The sequence below is a fragment of the Fodinicurvata fenggangensis DSM 21160 genome, assembly GCF_000686045.1.
Taxonomy (GTDB): Bacteria; Pseudomonadota; Alphaproteobacteria; order Kiloniellales; family DSM-21159; genus Fodinicurvata; species Fodinicurvata fenggangensis.
Map to the genome: position 1 here is coordinate 85371 of NZ_JMLV01000002.1, position 19816 is coordinate 105186.

At 63.0% G+C, this 19816-nt stretch carries 18 protein-coding genes; 9 read left to right on the top strand and 9 right to left on the bottom strand.

Going from position 1 to position 19816, the window contains the following annotated elements:
* Nucleotides 1-265: 265 nt before the first annotated feature.
* Nucleotides 266-592, top strand: a complete 327-nt coding sequence (locus tag BP38_RS0103560; RefSeq protein WP_245602311.1) for a helix-turn-helix domain-containing protein — start codon at nt 266-268, stop codon at nt 590-592.
* Nucleotides 593-639: 47 nt separating this feature from the next.
* Here the strand turns inward: BP38_RS0103560 and hisI are convergent, their stop codons facing one another.
* Together hisI and BP38_RS0103570 are read right to left on the bottom strand one after the other, a co-directional pair.
* Nucleotides 640-1050 carry a phosphoribosyl-AMP cyclohydrolase gene (gene hisI / locus BP38_RS0103565; RefSeq protein WP_035723522.1) on the bottom strand — a complete coding sequence of 137 codons (411 nt, stop codon included), beginning with the start codon at nt 1048-1050 and terminating at the stop codon, nt 640-642.
* Complete coding sequence (locus BP38_RS0103570; RefSeq protein ID WP_026986610.1) at nt 1050-2153, bottom strand: CobW family GTP-binding protein; 1104 nt, start codon at nt 2151-2153, stop codon at nt 1050-1052. The genes hisI and BP38_RS0103570 overlap by 1 nt, the downstream gene beginning before the upstream one ends.
* A 327-nt stretch (nt 2154-2480) precedes the next feature.
* Here BP38_RS0103570 and BP38_RS0103575 point away from each other — a divergent pair, with 327 nt between their 5' ends.
* The 3 genes from BP38_RS0103575 to BP38_RS18805 are packed head-to-tail and all read left to right on the top strand — an operon-like array spanning nt 2481 to nt 4517.
* Nucleotides 2481-3212 carry a hypothetical protein gene (locus BP38_RS0103575; protein ID WP_026986611.1) on the top strand — a complete coding sequence of 244 codons (732 nt, stop codon included), beginning with the start codon at nt 2481-2483 and terminating at the stop codon, nt 3210-3212.
* Nucleotides 3175-3918 (top strand): TIGR04283 family arsenosugar biosynthesis glycosyltransferase, encoded by a 744-nt coding sequence (locus BP38_RS0103580; RefSeq protein WP_051608929.1) that lies wholly within the window; start codon nt 3175-3177, stop codon nt 3916-3918. Before BP38_RS0103575 ends, BP38_RS0103580 begins: the two co-directional genes overlap by 38 nt.
* Nucleotides 3915-4517, top strand: coding sequence for a TIGR04282 family arsenosugar biosynthesis glycosyltransferase (locus BP38_RS18805; RefSeq protein ID WP_035723525.1), 603 nt, complete (start codon nt 3915-3917; stop codon nt 4515-4517). Before BP38_RS0103580 ends, BP38_RS18805 begins: the two co-directional genes overlap by 4 nt.
* A 13-nt stretch (nt 4518-4530) precedes the next feature.
* Here BP38_RS18805 and moaB read toward each other — a convergent pair whose 3' ends face one another.
* The 3 genes from moaB to BP38_RS0103600 all read right to left on the bottom strand — a co-directional run bounded on the left by moaB (nt 4531) and on the right by BP38_RS0103600 (nt 7974).
* Complete coding sequence (gene moaB, locus BP38_RS0103590; RefSeq protein WP_026986613.1) at nt 4531-5067, bottom strand: molybdenum cofactor biosynthesis protein B; 537 nt, start codon at nt 5065-5067, stop codon at nt 4531-4533.
* 38 nt (nt 5068-5105) lie between these two features.
* Nucleotides 5106-6959, bottom strand: coding sequence for a lytic transglycosylase domain-containing protein (locus tag BP38_RS18810; RefSeq protein WP_051608930.1), 1854 nt, complete (start codon nt 6957-6959; stop codon nt 5106-5108).
* Between the two features lie 139 nt (nt 6960-7098).
* Nucleotides 7099-7974: a uracil-DNA glycosylase gene (locus tag BP38_RS0103600; protein ID WP_035723528.1), complete on the bottom strand. Its 876-nt coding sequence runs from the start codon at nt 7972-7974 to the stop codon at nt 7099-7101.
* 219 nt (nt 7975-8193) lie between these two features.
* Here BP38_RS0103600 and BP38_RS0103605 point away from each other — a divergent pair, with 219 nt between their 5' ends.
* Entirely contained in the window at nt 8194-9846 is a 1653-nt protein-coding gene (locus BP38_RS0103605; RefSeq protein ID WP_026986615.1) for an electron transfer flavoprotein-ubiquinone oxidoreductase, read from the top strand.
* Between the two features lie 39 nt (nt 9847-9885).
* Here the strand turns inward: BP38_RS0103605 and chrA are convergent, their stop codons facing one another.
* On the bottom strand, nt 9886-11115 hold the full coding sequence (gene chrA, locus BP38_RS0103610) for a chromate efflux transporter (protein WP_035723531.1): 1230 nt from the start codon (nt 11113-11115) through the stop codon (nt 9886-9888).
* A 223-nt stretch (nt 11116-11338) separates the two neighbouring features.
* On the opposite strand from chrA, the gene BP38_RS18815 reads away from it, so the two are divergent.
* Together BP38_RS18815 and BP38_RS0103620 are read left to right on the top strand one after the other, a co-directional pair.
* The gene (locus BP38_RS18815) at nt 11339-13132 is read left to right on the top strand and encodes a tetratricopeptide repeat protein (protein WP_051608931.1); all 1794 of its coding nucleotides are present in this window, start codon (nt 11339-11341) and stop codon (nt 13130-13132) included.
* Nucleotides 13133-13156: 24 nt separating this feature from the next.
* A complete protein-coding gene (locus BP38_RS0103620; protein WP_051608932.1) occupies nt 13157-14038 on the top strand; it encodes a 4-(cytidine 5'-diphospho)-2-C-methyl-D-erythritol kinase in 882 nt (293 codons plus the stop codon).
* Nucleotides 14039-14049: 11 nt separating this feature from the next.
* Here the strand turns inward: BP38_RS0103620 and pdxR are convergent, their stop codons facing one another.
* Complete coding sequence (gene pdxR / locus BP38_RS0103625) at nt 14050-15579, bottom strand: MocR-like pyridoxine biosynthesis transcription factor PdxR (RefSeq protein WP_026986618.1); 1530 nt, start codon at nt 15577-15579, stop codon at nt 14050-14052.
* A gap of 120 nt (nt 15580-15699) precedes the next feature.
* Here pdxR and BP38_RS0103630 point away from each other — a divergent pair, with 120 nt between their 5' ends.
* Complete coding sequence (locus tag BP38_RS0103630) at nt 15700-16383, top strand: pyridoxamine 5'-phosphate oxidase family protein (protein ID WP_026986619.1); 684 nt, start codon at nt 15700-15702, stop codon at nt 16381-16383.
* 135 nt (nt 16384-16518) lie between these two features.
* Entirely contained in the window at nt 16519-17409 is an 891-nt protein-coding gene (locus tag BP38_RS0103635; RefSeq protein ID WP_026986620.1) for a dihydrodipicolinate synthase family protein, read from the top strand.
* A 5-nt stretch (nt 17410-17414) separates the two neighbouring features.
* Here BP38_RS0103635 and BP38_RS0103640 read toward each other — a convergent pair whose 3' ends face one another.
* Both BP38_RS0103640 and BP38_RS0103645 read right to left on the bottom strand, forming a co-directional pair.
* Nucleotides 17415-18257 carry an aldo/keto reductase gene (locus BP38_RS0103640; protein WP_162175117.1) on the bottom strand — a complete coding sequence of 281 codons (843 nt, stop codon included), beginning with the start codon at nt 18255-18257 and terminating at the stop codon, nt 17415-17417.
* A gap of 184 nt (nt 18258-18441) precedes the next feature.
* Nucleotides 18442-19806 (bottom strand): MBL fold metallo-hydrolase RNA specificity domain-containing protein, encoded by a 1365-nt coding sequence (locus BP38_RS0103645; RefSeq protein ID WP_026986622.1) that lies wholly within the window; start codon nt 19804-19806, stop codon nt 18442-18444.
* Nucleotides 19807-19816: the final 10 nt, after the last annotated feature.

A 19816-nucleotide genomic window follows, 5' to 3' on the forward strand; every position in this document is an offset into this window, starting at 1 on the left:
CTCCTTATACGAGTATAAAATCTAAATCTATTTCGTCCAGTGCGTTTATCATAACCCTTAAAATCCGCACGAGATCCCCGTGACAAAAGCGCTCAGGCAAAATCACGTAACAGATATGCAGTTTTTCATATAACTTTTAGTTGCCTTCGGAAATGCAGAAAAGGCATTGTCTGCACTTGGTATACAATCGGCGAAGGCAACCTTCACGTTCAAGCGTCTGAGAAATATGGATAACCCCAATCGAAATATCGAGCAGTCCGTAGGAATGCGCATTCGTCAACGCCGGACCGAGCTGGGCTATACGCAGCAACAGCTCGCACAGCGCGTCGGCCTGACCTACCAACAGATCCACAAGTACGAGCGTGGCACCAACCGCATTTCGGTGGCGCGACTGGTCGATATCGCCGAAGCGCTGGAAATCCAGATCCCCTATTTCTTCGAGGACATCTCCACCAATCAGGCCCCACGACCCCTGACACAGCCACGGCTGGGGCTGGACATGGCGCGGAACTTCTCCTCAATCGCCGATCCTGATTGCCGCGAAGCACTGGCACGCCTCTGCCGGGCCGTGGCACGGGCGTCCGGGACCTGATCCGGCGCCCCCACCAGACAGGTCTCCATAAGAACCTACTGACAGCCTTATCTCAATTCCTTGGACGAGGGCACCGAGATCACCTGCACGCTGTCCCCACGCACGGCATGGAAGAAGCAGTTGGGACGATTCGTATGACAGGCCGGCCCCGTTTGCTCGACCAGAAGCAGGATGGCGTCCCGATCACAGTCATAGCGGAATTCGACAAGCCGCTGTGCATGTCCGGAGCTTTCCCCCTTGCGCCACAGCGCCTGCCGGGAACGCGACCAGTAGCAGGCCCGCCCTCGGCGCAGCGTCTCCGCGACCGCCTCGGCATTCATCCAGGCCAGCATCAGGACCTCGCCGCTGTCATGCTGCTGTGCGATGGCGGGGACCAGGCCCGCCGTATCGAACTTCAGTGAGGCGATCACCTCTTCGATAACCGCCTCGCTGGCTGGCGTCGAAAATTCATCCGTCATTATCCTGCCTTGTCTGCTGGCTGGCTGGACTCAGCCACTTCAGCGGCTTCGCGTGGAGCGGTCAGGGAATCCAACAGCTTCTCGATCCACTGCTGTGACACGTCACGGGTGATGAAGACCAATCGCGTCGATCGGTCCGCATCCGGCCAGTCATCCATCCAGACCACCGGATGGAAAAGGTGCTGGACGCCGTGAATCACGGCCGGCTTCTCGGGTTTTTCCTCAATGTTCACAATGCCCTTCACGCGCAGAATATCCGGGCCCCGGTTGGCCACCAGAAGCTCAAGGAACAAGGTGAAGCCCGCCACGGATACGGGTTCCTCACGCACCACGGAAAAGGCGCGAATGCGGTCATCGTGGCGATTGACATCGTGCCCGCCATCGCCATGCCCGTTTTCGTGATGGTCGTGATCGTGGCCGCCCTCGCCGTGCGTCGCGCGATAGGCCTCCTCCTGCAGCCAGCGACGCACATTCTCGCCGCGCTCCTCCAGGGCATAGAAACCGGCACCGAACAGCACGTCGGGTGCGATATCACCCAGGACGGCCTTTTCCTGCCGTGCCCCGGGGTTGAGGTTTTCCAATCGCGCTTCCAGCGCGGCGCACTTCGCTTCGGGCAGATCGCTCTTGGTGATGACCAGGCGATCGGCTACGGCCGCCTGCTTCACGGCCTCCTCATGCCGATCAAGGGTGGCAAGGCCGTTCACACCGTCGATCACTGTGATCACACCATCGAGCCGGAAGCGTGCGGCCAACTTCGGATCATTCATCAGGGTGTGTAGCACCGGCGCCGGATCGGCCAGCCCCGTGGTTTCGATGACCACGCGAGAGAAGGGCGCAATCTCGCCGCTCTCGCGCTTGGTGAACAAGGTGTCCAGCGTCGTAACCAGGTCCCAGCGCACGGTACAGCAGAGACAGCCGCTGTTGAGCTCGACAATCTGCTCTTCGCTATCGGCCACCAGGACATGGTCAAGACCAACCTCACCGAACTCGTTCACGATCACGGCCGTATCGGACAGTTCGGGGCGGGACAGCAGATGGCGCAGCAGTGTGGTCTTCCCGCTGCCCAGGAAGCCCGTCAGGATGGAAACCGGTATCAGAGACAAGACATCACCTCACTTCACTGCTGTGCATGACCGCGGCAGGTCTGCGGCCCGACAGCCCCATTTTCTCTGGCTTCAAACCGCAAGTGTAACGCGGCCGCGGGACAGAACAAGAAAGCCTGTACGAATGACAGGATCTTTTGCCGGCTGACTTGATGCTACACGCTTGGCAAACAGCTCTGTCTTCGTATCATGCCCGCGTATAGGGTAGACATCTTACTTGGCCAGCCTGCCGACTTGGTGGAGGGTGGACAGATCGACGTTTTGAGCCCGAATTTACCTTTACCCTTGTTGAGTCCGTCGCACCCCTGCACTGGAGCCGCCTGAAGAATGTCCTTGGGTTTTCGTGATCCCCATGAACGCCGCCGCAAACATCGGCGCTGGACAGTGATCAAGTTTTTCATCTTCCTGGGACTTCTGGGCGCTGTTGGCTGGATGGCCTATGGCATGGGCCTGCAGATCGGCCAGGGCGAGAGCGATGCGCTGCGCCAGCAGCTGGCCGACAGCCGCGAACAGGTGCGCACACTGCTGAGCGAGAACGGGCGACTGGAAAACCAGCAGCAGGCCGCCCAGGAACGTGCCAGACAGTTGGAACAGCGCTACGAGGAGGACGTCCCGCAAGGCGAAATGGCGCAACTTCTGGACCTTGCCCGGACAAGGATCGAGGAGGGCGTGGATATCGAGCGGCTGGCTTTCGTCCTCGAATCCGTCAGCCGTGACCGCGACTGCAGCGGCCCCACCGGAAGCCGGCGCTTCCTGGTCAGCACACCAATTTTTGCCAATGAGGGGAACAACAGCGCCAGCTTCGGCGACGGTGCCGTTACACTCACGGCCTCGGGAGAATCCGCCGTGAACGAAGACGGCAATCCCGAAGCCTGGTTCGACCCAGAACAACCCCTGAGCGTGACGGCAACGGTTATCGGTGGTGAGGAGTCCCAGTTCGAGGGAGAACTGCCGCTGCATTTTTCTGTCGTGGAATCCAACCGCGAACATCGCTTCACGGTTCAGGCGCAGCAACGCGGATATGTCGAGGTCACGCACGAACGCTGCAGCTTCCCCTGATTCACGCAGCAACGTGCCCAGCCTTTCGTTCATAATTCCCACGTACAATGCGGGTACAGGGTTGGCGAACTGCCTGGAAAGCTTGCTGCAGCAGCCTGACTCGGACCTTGACCTGGAACCAGAGATCCTTGTCTCCGATGGCGGCTCGTGCGACGGGACGCTTCAGTTGGCCCGTGATCGGGGCTGTCGCATCCTGCAAGGACCGCCCGGCCGTGGCGGACAGCTGCACAGGGGCGCTCTGGCATCCCGCGGGGAGTGGCTGTTCTTCCTGCATGCGGACTGCCGGTTGCCGGCCGACTGGCCAACGCCGGTTGAACGTTTCATGACGACTGAGAAGAATCGGAACATGGCGGGCCATGGACGGCTGCAATTCGCCAGCGCGGAGAGTGCGGCCCGGCGCGTGGAACGGCTGGCGAATTGGCGGGCCGAAAAACTGGGCCTGCCCTACGGCGACCAGGGCCTGCTGATCCACAGGTCCATGTATGACAGGATTGGCGGCTATCGCGACATGCCCCTCATGGAGGACGTGGAGCTTGTCCGGCGGCTGGGCCGCAGGCGCCTGAAGCCACTGGGTCTGGAGGTGACGACTTCGGCCGAGAAGTACGAGCAGCAGGGCTGGTGGAAACGCCCCAGCCTCAATCTCTGCCGGCTTGCCCTCTTCCTGCTGGGTGTCTCTCCGGAACGCCTGGCGCGAGGTTACCGATGAAGTCGCCCGCCCGTCTGATCATCATGGCGCGACAGCCGCTTTTCGGTACGGGAAAGCGGCGCCTGGCCGCGGAATGTGGGGAATTGGTCGCCTGGCAGTTTCAAAGACGCAACCTGGAACGGCTGATCCGGACACTCGGGAACGACCCACGCTGGCAACTGGAGTTGGCCCTGACCCCTCGTTCAAGCCCTGCGCCTGTCCCCCTGGCACGGCGCCTTCCCCGCCACAGCCAACAGGCGGGAGACCTGGGCCAGCGGATTCTGGGGGAACTCTTTCCCCCTCATCGGAAAACGCCTCCCAGACCCTGCCTGGTCATCGGCGCCGATATTGCCGCCGTTCGCCCCCGTCACATCCTGCTCGCCCTCAGGGCAATGCACCACCGCGACTGGGTCCTGGGACCGGCCGAGGATGGCGGCTTCTGGCTGATCGGCACAAGAGTGAACAGACGCAAGGCACCAGACTTCACAGGAGTACCCTGGGGAACGGCACAGGCTTTCGAGATCGTGAGGCAACGCTTGCCGGGAAGCTGCACCCTGGTCGACAGGCTGTACGACGTGGACGAGGCCAGCGACCTGGAGCGCTGGTGCCAGAACCGCTGAAGAGTTCTCGGCGTCAGGCCAGCTGTTCACGCAGCCTGGGCATGAGTTCCACCAGGTTACAGGGGCGCTGCCGACTGTCCAGTTGGGGACGAAGCACTTCTTCCCAACCATCACGGCAGGCACCGGGCGAGCCCGGCAGGGCGAAGAGATAGGTGCCGTTGGCAACACCGCCCAGGGCCCGTGACTGCAGAGTCGAGGTTCCGATCTTCTGGTAACTGATCCAGCGGAACAGCTCGCCAAACCCCTCGATCTCCTTTTCCAGAACCATCCGGAAGGCTTCGGGCGTGACATCCCGGCCAGTGACCCCTGTGCCGCCTGTGGATATCACCACATCCACCTCAGGGTCTGCGATGCAACTCTTCAGGAACACCGTAATCGCTTCGACCTCGTCCCGGCAAATCTCGCGCCGCGCAACCTGATGGCCATCGCGCCCGATCATCTCCTCCAGGCGGTCACCGGACTTGTCATCGGCCCGCGCACGACTGTCGGAAACCGTCAGGATCGCAATCTTCACCGAGAGAAACGGTAGGTTTTCGTCAATGGGTGCCATGCGGGCTGGTCCTTCGCCACCGCCCCAGCAGGGGGCTTTCAGTCATAGGAGGCGTAGCGCGGCCAGTCGCCACTGGCCATGTCCTCCAAGGAAGACGGTATTTGACCCAGGCGCTTCCTGTAAATCCACAGATTGGTCAGCACACGCCGGACAAATTGCCGCGTCTCGTAGGATGGCAGGCTTTCCAGGAACAGCAACGGATCCTCAAGAACAGCGCCCTTGGAATCGGCCAGTTGCTCTTCCCACTTCTGCAGGTTACCGGGCCCGGCATTGTAGGAAATCATCAGGCGAATCAGGTCCTCACCCACCGACGGATATTCCATCAGATAGAGCAGATACTGCTGGGCGTAGGCCAGGTTGATGTCAGGCTTGTCCAGTGGCTGTCCAGTGATCGGTTTCAGGCTTTCCCGCTTTCGGGCCAGATAGCGCGCCGTTGCGGGCATGATCTGCATCAGGCCCCGCGCACCCAACCCGCTGCTGACATGCGTCTGGAAATTCGATTCCTGCCGCATGAAGGCATACAGCAGGGCCCGGTCCACCTGGAATCCACCGTGAGGCTTCCAGGGCGGAATGGGATAGAGCCCCACGTCCAGCGAGCCCATCATGTCGTCCGAGCCCAGTTCGCCAACCATGATATCCGCCAAACGGTAGGCCAGCGAAGGAACCCCGGCCCGGTCGGCCAGATAGAGCACACCCTCGACTTCTTCTCCACTCAGACTGCCTTCCAGCAGGGCGAATTCCTCGCGGGCCCTCTCCTCTTGCCCCGCCTGGGCAAGCGCCACAGCCCGGGCGATACGCGGCCGCGCCATGAGGGATTCCAGAATTCTAGAGGCCGGTGCATAGCGGGCAAAATCGAAGCGTGGCTGCAAGCCCAAGGCATAGTGAGCCATCAGCCCATAGAAGGTGCGCGGATACTTCAAAGCTGCGCGCAGCCAGCGGCTCATTTCCTGCGGGCGTTCCTGTTTCAGCGCGGCCCGGGCCGCCCAGTAGGCACCCGCCGCCCGCTGGTTGTCCGTTGCGGCCGGCGAAGAGGCCAGGGCAACGAAATACCCGCGCGCCCGGACCAGGCGCCCCTGGCGCCAGGAGGAAAGGCCGCCGATCCAATGGGCGCGAGGTGCGTGTTTCCAGGCTTTCTCCGTTGCCTTCTCGGCCAACGCCAGGGCCTTGTCCAGGTTGCCCTGGAAGTACCAGCCATGCGCAACAGTGCCCAACGCCTGCGCCAACTCGGGCCGGCTCAGGATCTTCTGCGCATCCGCCTTGGCCAGCCTTTTCTCGCTGATCGTCAGGCGCGTGTTCAGGACATTGCTGCGAATCTGTGCCAGCAGGCCGCGGGCCTGCTCACGAACAGCCGCGCTACGGTTGTCACTCACCTGCGAGTCCTGCACCGGCTCGCTGTCCATCTCCAGATTCAAGCTGCCACCGTTGGCAGGTGCAGGCGGCGTGACATCCCCGGAGGGGCGGCGCTGCATGGCCAGCTTGTGAACACGCTTCGCGCCCGGATGATCGGCATAGCTCTTCAACCACTGCGACAGTTCGCGATAACTCGAGCGATAGGCTGTGGGATGCATGTAGCGCTGGAACAGCACATGCCCCATCAGGCGGTCATCCCCCAAACGGGCAATCACGGCATCGGCCGCGGACCAGCGGCCCGCTTCCTGAAGTGTGAAGATTTCGCGATACCGTCGTTCGTCCGAAGCCGACAGAACCTTCGGCAAGCCGTCGCGTTGCGACGGACCGATCTGTGGCAAGGCAGCCGTTTTCGTATCATGGATAATGGCAGGCGTGGTCTGTGCCGCAGCCCCGTTGTCAAAGACGGTTTGTCCGGACAAAACAGCAAACAGAACCATCACCACTATGGCGCAGGACCTGCGCCATGTGATTTCTGTCAGCACGAAATCTTCCTTCCGCCCGTTTTCCTCTTCAATGCCCCGAAGGCATTTTATTCACTTTCCCGGAATCTTCCAGCCATAGAAGCGCCGAAGTTATCCACAAGCCAGGACAGTCCCGGCATGCCCTCGCAGACGGCCGGATTCACCCGATCTCCGGTTTCGCCTCGCCACGCAGCGCGGCCCGGAATGCCAGCATGTCGCGCCAGGCATGGCGTTTCTGGGCCGGCTGGCGCAGAAGATAGGCCGGATGCAGGCTGGCGATCGCGGGGATGGGTGCTGCCATTCCCTCATGCTGGTACGAGAACCACTTGCCGCGCAGGCGGGTAATTCCCTGGGTTGTTCCCAGCAGGGTCTTGACCGAGACATTGCCGATCATCAACAGCAACTCGGGCCGGATCAACTCGATCTGGCGCTCCACGAAGGGCAGGCACAATCCGATCTCGCGCGTATCCGGCGTCCGGTTGCCCGGTGGGCGCCAGAAGAGGATGTTGGTGATATAGACTTCTTCGATGGCGATGCCGGCGCTTTCCAGCATCGTGTCCAGCATGCGGCCGGCCGCTCCCACGAAGGGCTGCCCTTGGATATCCTCGTCTCGCCCCGGCGCCTCACCGATCAGCATCACCTTCGCAGAGGTGCTGCCACGATAGATCACGGTATTGCTGGCGGACTTCTTCAACTCGCAGCCTTCGAAAGCCCGGATCGCCTCGTGCAGACTGTCCAGGTCGCTGGCAGCGGCAGCGGCATCGCGTGCGTCCTGCAACACGGCTTCAGCCGGCTGCAGCGGCCCTTGCTCACCGGGACGCCAGACGGGCGGCTGTCCATCGCTCGGCCCTGCCCCGCCGCCACGTTGCGTTGCAGAGGCCGCTGGCGCCGCTGTCGGCGGAGGCGGTGGCACGGGGGCTTGCGTCGGAGGGGGATCCGATGCGCAAAAGCGGTCGTGGGGCGACTCCTCCAGGGCTTCATCGGCGCCCATCTCGACCAGCCACTCCAGGGCAGCCCGTGCTTCTCTGTTGGACATTGCAGACGTCATGGTCTGAAATTAGCAGCCCTTCCCCCGGGAAGGAACGGCAATCACCGCCACGGGACCATGACGAAAAGACCAACCGGAAGGCGGACCGGGATAAGAACCGGTCGCCGTGACAGTTTCGCCCGGGAGCGCTAGTAGGTTTCCTGGTCGAAGGAACGGGACCCACCGGCCAGGATGGGTCGGGGGATCCAACAAGGGAGAATGAGATCGATGGAACGCGAATACATGGACTACGATGTCGTCATTGTGGGCGCCGGGCCCTCCGGACTGGCCGCGGCCATCCGCCTGCGCCAGCTGGCCGCCGAAAGCGATAACGACATCTCGGTCTGCGTTCTCGAGAAGGGTTCCGAGGTCGGCGCTCACATCCTCTCCGGCGCCGTGCTGGAGCCGCGCGCGCTCAACGAACTGATACCCGACTGGAAGGACAAGGGCGCGCCGCTCAACACCCCGGTGGGAGAGGAGAAGTTCCTCTTCCTGACCGAAAACAAGAGCTATTCCCTGCCCGTCTCGCTGCTGCCGCCGCAGACCCAGAATCACGGCAACTACATCGTCTCGCTGGGCAACGTCTGCCGCTGGATGGCCGAGCAGGCCGAGGCACTGGGCGCCGAGATCTATCCCGGCTTCGCCGCGGCCGAAGTGCTCTACACCGAGGACGGCGCCGTTGCCGGGGTGGCCACCAACGACATGGGTGTGGCCCGCGATGGCAGCCAGAAGGACGGCTACATGCCGGGCATGGAGCTGCGCGCGAAGTACACGCTGTTCGCCGAGGGGTGCCGCGGGTCTTTGACCCTGGATCTGGAGAAGCGCTTCGGCCTGCGCGATGACAGCGATCCCCAGACCTACGGCATCGGGCTGAAGGAGCTTTGGGAACTGGACCCCTCCCAGCACAAGGAGGGACTGGTCCTGCACTCCTCAGGCTGGCCCATGGACGACAAGACCTGGGGCGGCTCCTTCATCTATCACCTGGAGAACAACCAGGCCTACATCGGCTATGTGGTGGGCCTGGACTACCAGAACCCGCATCTCTCGCCCTTCCACGAGTTTCAGCGCTTCAAGCTTCATCCGGCCATCAAGTCGATGCTGAAGGGGGCCAAGCGCATCTCCTACGGCGCGCGGGCTCTCAACGAGGGTGGTTACCAGTCGGTGCCCAAACTGGCCTTCCCGGGCGGCGCCTTGATCGGCTGCACGGCCGGTTTCCTGAATGTGCCCAAGATCAAGGGCAGCCACACCGCCATGAAGACCGGCATGATGGCGGCCGATTCGATCGCCGAGCGCATGGCCGGCGGTGACGAAGGCTATGGCACGCTGGACAACTATGAAGAAACCTATCGCAACTCCTGGGTCCATGATGAGCTTCACAAGGCCCGCAACCTGCGCCCGGCCACGGCGCGCTGGGGCATGACGCTGGGCATGCTCTATGGCGGCATCGACCTGAAGCTCTTCGGCGGCCGACTGCCCTGGACGCTGCATCACAAACACCAGGATCACGAGACGCTGAAACCGGCCGACCAGATGCCGAAGATCGACTATCCCAAGCCGGACAACGAGATCACCTTCGACCGCCTGTCCAGCGTCTTCATCTCCAACACCAATCACGAGGAGGACCAGCCGGTCCACTTGAAGCTGAAGGACGAGTCGATTCCCATCGAGCACAATCTGCCGCTCTACGACGAACCGGCACAGCGCTACTGCCCGGCCGGTGTCTACGAGGTGGTGCGCGACGACGACGGCTCGAATCCGCGCTTCGTGATCAACGCCCAGAACTGCGTCCACTGCAAGACCTGCGACATCAAGGATCCCAAGCAGAACATCGTCTGGACCACGCCCGAGGGCGGGGGCGGACCCAACTACCCGAACATGTGACGGTGCGGCCAGCCGCGGGGGCGTTTCAGAAGACCTGTTTCAGAAGACCTGGGCGACCACGGCCCCCGCCACCGCCGTTGCCACAACGACCAGCCAGGCCGGCAAGCGCCAGAAGGCCAGCAGGGTGAAGGCCAGCAGCACCAGGGCAAAGTCGCTGGGTGCGCGCACGCCGCTTGTCCAGACCGGATGGTAGAGCGCCGCCAGCAACAGGCCGACCACGGCCGCATTCACGCCCAGCAACGCCCGGCGCATGGGCTGGAAATGTCGCAGCCGCTCCCAGAAGGGCAGAACTCCAATCACCAGCAGGAACGAGGGCAGGAAGATCGCCACCAGGCAGATGGCGGCCCCGATCGCCCCGTTGGGCACCGGCCCCATCACCGTGCCCAGATAGGCGGCAAAGGTGAACAATGGCCCCGGCACGGCTTGGGCCGCGCCATAGCCGGCCAGGAAGCTGTCCTCGCCAACCCAGCCTGGCGACACCACCTCGGCCTGCAGCAGGGGCAGGACGACGTGACCGCCGCCGAACACCAGCGCCCCGGAGCGATAGAAGCTATCGAATAGCGCCAGTGCCTGTGCAGGGAACAGTCCGGCCAACAGCGGCAGGCCCGCCAGCAGAAGGAAGAAAACCGCCAGGGCCGCCACCGACAGGCTGCGCGGCACCCTAATGTCCAGCGGTGTGTGGTCGGTATCGGTCTCGGCTTTCAGGAACAGCCACCCGATCAAGCCGCCTGCCAGGATCACCCCCACCTGGCCCAGGGGATGCGGCCAGACCACCAGCAGGGTGGCACCAGCCACCGCCAGTGTTCGGCGCTCCCGGTCCGGGCAGAGGCTGCGCCCCATGCCCCAGACGGCATGCGCCACCACGGCCACGGCGGCAGCCTTCAGGCCGCGCAGGTAGTCGCCGTTCATGTCGCTGCCCAGCGCCAGGACACCGTAGCCAAAGACCATCAGCAGCAGGGCGGACGGCAGGGTAAAGGCTGTCCAGGCCGCCAGCGCACCTGGCAGGCCGGCCCGCGCAAGGCCGATGCCGAGCCCCACCTGGCTGCTGGCCGGTCCCGGCAGGAACTGGCCAAGCGCCACCAGATCGGCGTAACTCTTCTCGGTAAACCAACCGCGGTGGGTGACGAATTCCTCCCGGAAATAGCCCAGGTGCGCCACCGGCCCGCCGAAAGAGGTGAGGCCGAGGCGCAGGAAGGCAAGAAAAACTTCCAGCCAATCGCCGTGCCCCTGCCTGGCCGGCTTTCCGTTCTGACTCTTGTCCTTGCTCATACTGCCCCCGCCGTTTGTGCTGTTTTAGGACAGATTGCCTTTGCGGGGCCAGCCTTCCGATGCAGCCTTGCGGCTCGGATCACCCCTGGACGGCCAGGTCATGGCGCTTGTGCACCTTCGGAGACATTGAGACGCCTGCAGTTCTGGCATAGATTCTCTCCCATGCGTCGCCAGCGCCTCAATCCCGATTCCCTCGGGCTCCGTCATGCATTAGGTTGTCTTCATGATTGCACGCCTCCGCTCCACACTGCTCGCCGTCCTTCCCATTGCATTCCTGGCCTCTGGCTTCGGCGAAAGTGACGGCCAGGCCGGCGCCGCTGAAGCGCCGCCAGACAGCAGCAACCTTCTCGCCTCGACGTCCGGCCAGGGCACGGCCGGAAACGGGCTCAGCCTGCTGCGCGGGGGCTCGAAGTACGGTCAGTACCTGGCCGCCCTGATTGCCGAGGGTGAGCAGGACCTGTCCAGTGCCGCCGATTTCATGCAGAACGTCCTGTCCCAGGAACCGGATAACGAATCCCTCCTGGTTCACAGCTTTATCCTGCAGGCCACCGAAGGCCGCTTTGACAAGGCCGTCGCGTTGGCCCAGCGCATGGAGGGGCACGGAATCATCCAGCCGATCGGTCAGCTGGCCCAGGCCACGCAGGCCATGATCGATGGCGATGCGGAACGCGCGGAAACCCATCTCGCCAAACAGCCGGCCCAGGGCATCAACAGCGTCTCCAACCCCTTCCTGCTGGCCTGGGTCAAGGCCGCCCAGGAGGACGAGCAAGCCGCGCTGGAGCAATTGGACACACTGGAGCAGGACGGCGGGCTCCTCCCACTGGTCGAATTGCACAGGCTGCTGCTGAACGATTGGTTTGGCGACACAGAAGCCGCCGAGGCTGCAATCGAAACCCTTCTGCAGGGTTCAAACGAGCTTTCCCTGCGCATCATCCGGGTGGTGGGTAACTATCTGGAACGCCATGGCGACCGCGAAAAGGCCCGGGAGCTCTATGAGGAACAGCGGGCGCTTGATCCGGAAAGCCTGGTCATTGCCGACATGCTACAGCGCCTGGACCAGGACGAAACGCCGCCCGCGCTGGTGGAAGCGCCACGACAGGGCTATGCCCAGGCGCTCTTCGATATTGCCAGCATCCTGGGCCAGGAAAACCTTGTACAGTACGCCATCATCCATGCCCAGTTCGCCCTGGCCAGCGAGCCGAAACTGACCCTCACGCGGGTACTGATCGGTGAAATGCTGCAGCAGGCCGGCCGCTCCCGGGCGGCCATCGACGTTTACCGGGCCATGCCTGAGGATTCACCCTTTGCCTGGTCCACGCGGCTGCGTATTGCAGAAGAACTCTACAACCTCGATCGAATGGATGAAGCCCTTGCCGAACTCGAAACCCTGGCGGAAATGCGTCCGGAGCGTTTCGAGCCGCATTATCGCATGGGCAACTTCTATCGCATGGAGGAGCGCTTCGAAGACTCCGCCGAGGCCTACAACAGGACCATTGAACGCCTGGGCGAGCCCCAGCCGCGGCATTGGAGTCTCTATTATTTCCGCGGAATCGCCTTCGAGCGTACGGATCGCTGGGACCAGGCCGAAGCCGACTTCCTGAAGGCGCTGGAACTGCAGCCCGAACAGCCCTATGTCATGAATTACCTCGCCTATTCCTGGGTCGAGCAGAAACGCAATTACGACCGCGCCGAGGAAATGCTGCTGCAGGCCGTCGAAATGCAACCCGAGGACGGGCACATCGTCGATTCCCTAGGCTGGGTCTACTATCGCCTGGGCCGCTTCGAGGAAGCCGTGGAGCAACTGGAAAAGGCCGTGGAACTGCGCCCGCAGGACCCGATCATCAACGATCATCTGGGCGACGCCTATTGGCAGACCGGGCGCAAACGCGAAGCCCGCATCCAGTGGAGTCGCGCACTCAGCCTGGAACCAGAAGAAGACGAGATTTCCGAAATCGAGTACAAACTGGAAGAGGGTCTGCCAGAAGACGAGGTGCGCGAGGAAGGCCAGCCCATTTGAGCGCGACGCCAAGGGCCGTAAAGTATGACGGAGACTCCCGCCACAGGGCCGCTTCTGCAACCCGCGCAAGGCCTTCATGAATTCGCACCGGCCAAGGTCAATCTCTGGCTGGAAGTGACCGGGCGGCGTGATGATGGCTATCACCTGCTGGATAGTCTGGTGGTTTTTGGCGAGGTCGGCGATTGGCTCGAGGCCTGCCCGGCCGAGTCCTTTTCTCTAGAGATTAACGGCCCCTTTGCCGCCCCCCTGAGGCAGGGGGCGGACAATCTGGTCGTCCGGGCCGTAAAGGCCTTCTGTGCCACGACAGGACTGAGGCCAGGCTTCCGTTTGAAACTGACCAAGAACCTGCCCGTGGCCGCCGGCCTGGGCGGCGGTTCGGCTGATGCAGCCGCGGCCCTGCGTCTGCTGGAAAGACTTCAAGGTCTGCAATTGCCCGAGGAGACACGTCAGGCCCTTGCCCTGGAGCTTGGCGCCGATGTCCCGGTCTGCCTGGAAGGCCGGGCAACGCATATGCAGGGAATTGGTGAGCAACTGACCACTCTGTCCGCGTTTCCCCGGCTGCATCTGCTGCTGGTCAACCCCGGCGTGCCTGTCTCCACCGGCGCCATCTTCCACCAGCTGGCCCCGCCCTGGACGGAACCGAAGGAGGCACCACGGATCGAAACGGATCCGGAGACCCTTCTTGGGATGCTGCACAGCCGCCGCAACGACCTGGAAGCCCCAGCCTGTGCACTGGCCCCCGAGATCACGAGGGTTCTGACGGCGCTGAGAAATACGCAAGACTGTGCCCTGGCACGCATGAGCGGCAGCGGAGCCAGCTGTTTCGCCCTCTATTGCAGCAGCACGGCACGGGACCAGGCGGCTTCACGGTTGCGCCAGGATCATCCCGAATGGTGGATCGCCTGAGCGCTGTGCCCTCAGCCGGCTTCTGTAAGGGCTGACGCCAACGCCCGAACCGCCCAGGGCATTTCCGAACGCGCGGTGGCGGCAAACCCCAGCAACAGTCCCTGCTGCCCGGCCCGTCTCTCTGGTGCCAGGCAATAGTCGCTCAATGCCTGAACCATCAACCCGCGCGCTCGGGCACAGGCAGCCACGGCCTGGTCTCGGCCCGCCAACCCGGCCGGCAAACGGGCCACCAGATGCAGACCGGCGTCCAGCCCTTCCAGCCGGACCTCTTCGGGCAAGCGCCTGGCGCAGAGCTGGCGCAGGCAGGCCTGCCGCTTGGCATAGATCAGGCGCATGCGCCGTACATGGGCCGCGAAGTGCCCTTCCTTCATGAAGGCGGCCAGCACTGGCTGCATGGCCAGGGGCGGGTGATCCTCGATGGCACGCCGCAAGCGGCGCAGGGGCTCCGCCAGCTCCGGCGGCACCACCAGATAACCCAGGCGAATGCCCGAGAAGAGCACCTTCGAGAAGCTGCCGATGTAGAGCACCCGCTCGGCCCCCTCGTCCAGGCTTTGCAAGGGGGAAAGGGGGCGGCCCGCATAGCGGTATTCGCTGTCGTAATCGTCTTCGACGATCCAGCCGTCGTTCGCGCGTGCCCAGCGCAGCAACTCCAGGCGGCGCGCCAGCGACAGGGTGACACCTGTCGGGAACTGCCGCGCCGGGGCCATGGCGGCCAGGCGGGCACTGGGACCGGCCAGGGCTTCCTCCACGCAAAAGCCCTCGCCATCCACCGAGACCGGAGAAGGCTCGGCACCGGCCGCCAGCAAGGGGGCCCGGAAGCCGTTGTAGCCCGGATCCTCGATCCACACGCGGTCTCCAGGGTCCAGCAGCAGGCGGCAGGCCCAGGTCAGGGCCTGCTGCGACCCGCTGGTGATGAAGATCTGCTCCGGATCGACCTTCAGCGAACGCACCCCGCCCAGATAATCCGCGATGGCCTGGCGCAACTCGGGCAGGCCCGCCGGATCCCCCTGCTTCAGCAACAGGGGATCGGGCGCGCGCCAGAAACGTCCGGCCAGACGTCCCCAGACGTCGAAGGGAAAATGCCGGCCGTCCGGTGCACCCACGGAAAAGGGGGCAAAGGCCGGCAGCCCGGTGGGCCGCTGCTGTCCGACTCCGTCCAGGATCCTGCGCGCCCGCTGCGCCAGCACCGGCCCCTTTGGCGCCAACCTGTGCGGTTGCGGTGAAGAATCCTGTGCCTCTGTGGCGCCTTGGGGCTGGAGGTCTTCGGGCAGCACTCGGCTGACGTAGGAGCCGGCGCCCACTCGCGCGATGATATACCCCTCCGCGGCCAGCTGCTCGTAGGCACTCAGCACCGTGTTGCGCGAACAGCCGGACTCCTCGGCCAGCAGGCGACTGGAGGGCAGGCGCGTATCGGCTGCCAAACGCCCGTCCAGCACGGCCTGGCGCAGTTGGGCATAGATCTGAATATGAAGCGGCGGCGCGCTCGGCCCGCGCTCCAGTGACAGGGCGATCAGGCGGGCGCGCGAGACCTTTCGCGACATGGCTTTGGCATTCCTTAAAAATGGCTCTAATGATTTTCTGATTATGGACCTTTTGGAAAAGCCATTCCAGCGCCATGATTGCCGCATCATCCTTGCCGCCCACAGCAGACGAGCGCATTCATGCCCGAGTCCCGAAACCATTCGCCTTCAGCAGATCACTTCCAGGTCACCGAGCGCACGCGCCTGCGCCGGGCGAACAAGCGCGCCGTCACCGAGCGCGATGAGGTCTATCGCGTGCTCGACGCCGGCCTGGAATGCCATGTGGGCTACGTCATCGACGGCCAGCCCTATGTCACGCCCACCGCCTACGTGCGTCTGGGCGACCGGGTCTACTGGCACGGCTCCTCGGCCAGCCGCATGCTGAAGCAGTTGAAGAAGGGCGTGTCCGTCTGCTTCACCGTCAGCTTCCTGGACGGCGTGGTCTTCGCGCGTTCCGGCTTCCACAGCTCCTTCAACTACCGCTCGGTCATGGCCTATGGCACCGCCGAACTGGTCAAGGACGAGGCCGAAAAGACAGCGGTTCTGGAAAGCTTCGTGGAGCGCATCACGCCCGGTCGCTGGGCCGATCTGCGCGAAGTCACCGCTCAGGAGCTGAAGGCCACCAGCCTGCTTTCACTCAAGCTGGAGGAAGTCGCCTGCAAGATCCGCGAGGGTGGGCCCATCGACGACGAGGAGGACTACGAACTGGACATCTGGGCCGGCGTCGTCCCCATCACCCGCGAGATCGGCCAGCCCGAGCCCGACAGCCAGTTGAAGGAAGGCGTCACGACACCGGAGTACGTACGAAAGATTCGGCTTGGGTGAGGGTCCGACCTAAGTCCCGTACATACCGGGCAAAGCCGGGCGCTTGGCTCGGGGGCTCCGTCCAGGTGCACAATTGCCAGGTTTTCGTCTGGCCTGCCGGCCAGTTCATGTCCCACGTCATCAGGAGCATCAGCAATGTTCACGGGCCTCAGCGCCTTTCCCTTGACTCCCATGAACGAAACCGGCGTCGACGAAACCGCCTTTGCCGGACTTGTAGAACGATTGGTATCTGCCAATGTCGATTCCATTGGCAGCCTGGGCTCAACCGGAAACTATGCCTACCTTACACGGGCAGAACGCGCGCGGATTGCAGAGCTTTTCGTTCAAATTGCAGGTGACATACCTGTCATCGTCGGTATTGGCGCCTTGAGAACACGCGACGTCCTTGCCTTGGCTGAAGACGCGCAAACGGCAGGTGCAAGTGGGATCCTCCTGCCACCCATGTCCTATCAGAAACTGTCCGACGAAGAGGTCTTTCGTCTCTACGAGACTGTTTCGCACAGCCTCTCCGTGCCCCTCTGCGTATACGACAACCCCGGCACCACGCATTTCGAGTTCAGTGTGGAATTGCACGGTCGGATTGCGCAGCTGCCCAAGGTCTCCTCCATCAAGATCCCACCCGTGCCACCGGATCCGGAGGCGGCCGCGAAACGGATCGAGCAATTGCGCAAGGTCATTCCCGCCGATGTGAGACTTGGCATCAGCGGCGATGCCCTGGCTGCCACAGGACTGAATGCAGGCTGCGAAGCCTGGTATTCGGTGATCGGCGGCCTTTTCCCGGAAGCCGCCATGGCCATTACACGGGCGGCACAGGCTGGCCGGAAGACAGAGGCCACCAGGTTGTGCGAGCGCCTAAAACCGCTCTGGACACTGTACAAGCAACACGGCAGCTTGCGGGTGGTTGCCACCGCTGCAGAACTGCGCGAACGCGTTGCCCGCCCCTGCCTGCCGGAACCCCTCTTGCCCTTGCAGGATGCGGATCGGCGGGAGCTGACGGCCTGCCTGGACGAACTGGAACTGTTCTGAGGAGTCTAGAGCGCGGCCATCGTCTCTCGCATGCGCCGGCGCTGACTCTCATCCGGCAGGGCGCCGAAGCCCGCCTGCATGTTGTCCATCAGGTGCTCGGGCTTGCTGGTCGCCGGGATCGTCACCGTGACCGACGGGTGGCTCAGGACGTACTTGAGCGCAAACTGGGCCCAGGTCTTGCAGTCGAACTCGGCCGCATAGTCTGGCAGGGGCCTGTCCCTCACCAGGCCGAAGAAGCGGCCGTCGTTGAAGGCCCGGTTGACGATGACGGCAATGCCGCGATCCGCAGCCAGCGGCAGCAGGCGATCTTCGGCCTCGGGGGTCATGATCGAATAGTTGAACTGGACGAAGTCCATGTCCTTCGTCTTCATCTCCTGTTCCAGCTTCTCGAAGGCGCTGGTCCGGAAATGGGTAAGCCCGATATAGCGGAAACGGCCTTCGGCCCGCATATCCGTCAGCGTTTTCCACTGGGTTTCCAGGCCGATGAAGTTGTGGATCTGCATCAGGTCGATGGGCTGACCCAGCAATTCGGCCGAGCGCGCCATCTGTTCGATGCCGGCTTGCCGACTCTCGCTGCGCACCTTGGTGGCCATGAACAACCGCTCGCGCACACCCACCTCCCGCGCGATGCGGCCGATATTGGCTTCGGCATTGCCATAGCTGGGCGAGGTGTCCAGGAACGTGCCGCCCAGCTCCGCGAACTCTTCCATGACCGCAGCAAGGGCCTCCAGCTTGGCAGCGTCTTGGCCCTCGAACGCGCCGGACGAGCCCAGGCCCATGACCGGCATCTCTTCCCCCGTCCCCGGGATGGGGCGCTTGCGCATCCCTGAGCCTGCGGTCGCCATCATGGCAGAAGCCGTGGACCCAGGCAGGAGAGACGGCGGCAGGAGGGACAGTCCGGTGATCCCCGCCCCCGCTTGCAGAAAATCCCGTCTGCCAAAGGCCCTGCTTATCCCTTTTCGAAAACAGCGGGTCATTCTCTCCCTCCCTTTGCTTGGACATCAGTTACATGGGCATCAGGTACTTGGAGCGTCAGGCAAGTTCGACCTGATCCCGGTAATCCGGCACCTGGCAGGTCCAGTCCAGTTCTTCCTCGATGCGATGGCGGAGCGCATCGGCCGCAGCCGGTTCGCCGTGGGTAATGAAGGTTGTCTTGGGAGGCTTCTCGAAATTCTTCAGCCAGTCCATGATCTGGTCAGCATCCGCGTGGGCCGACAGCATCTGAAGATTGACCACCTCGGCACGAACCGGAACATAGCCGCCGTGAATCTTCACGCTCTCCGCACCCTCCGTCATGGAAGCGCCGCGCGTCCCGCCTGCCTGAAAGCCTGTAAAGAGAATGGTGTTCTTGGGATCCCGGGCATAGTGCTTGAGATGATGAAGTACACGCCCGCCCGTCGCCATGCCGCTGGCCGAGATGATGATCTTGGGCATCGAGTCCTGATCCAGGGCCTTCGAATCCTCCACTTCGCGCACATACTCGGCCACGCCGCAGGCCTGGCGGCGCTGCCTGAGCGTCAGCTTGTGCTCTCCGCCATCGCCACAGAAGATCTCGCTGGCATGGATCGCCATGGGACTGTCCAGAAAAACTGGCAGGTCAACGATTCGTTTTGCCGCCTTGAGGCGCTCCAGGTGATAGAGAAGCGATTGCGCGCGCCCGACCGCAAAGGAGGGAATCAGGATCGTTCCACCGCGTGCCGCCGTCCGGTTGATGATCTCCTCAAGCTCATCCTGCGGATCCTGCTCTTCGTGGCGTCGATTTCCATAGGTAGATTCCACCAGCAGGTAATCAGCCTGCTTGATGGGCGTCGGGTCCACCATGGTGGCGCTTCCCGGCCGGCCCAGATCGCCGGAGAAGACGATTCTGCGATCATCGCAGTGCACCTCCACGATCGCCGCCCCCAAGATGTGGCCCGCCGGCTGGAAGCGGATTGAAACCCGCTCGGAGATCCTCTGCCAACTGCGAAAAGCCACTGGAGAAAAATAGGTCAAGGACACCAAGGCATCCTCCGCCGTATAGAGTGGCAGGGCTGGATGGTGCTTGGAAAAACCATGCCGATTGGCGTATTCGGCATCCTTTTCCTGTAAATATCCACTGTCGGGCAAGAGCAGCCCACAGAGGTCGCGGGTGGATTGGGTCGTTAGAACAGGGCCCGAAAAGCCCTTCTTCACCAGCAATGGCAGATAGCCGGAATGGTCCAGATGCGCATGGGTGAGCACCACGACATCAATGCTTTCCGGGTCGACGGGCAAAGGCGCCCAGTTGCGCAGACGCAGCTGCTTGAAACCCTGGAACAGACCGCAATCGACCAGGACACGCAGGCCTTCGACCTCGAGAAGATACTTGGAGCCGGTAACCGTTCCGACACCCCCGAGAAACGTCAGGCGCGGGATCAAAGCCTGGCCG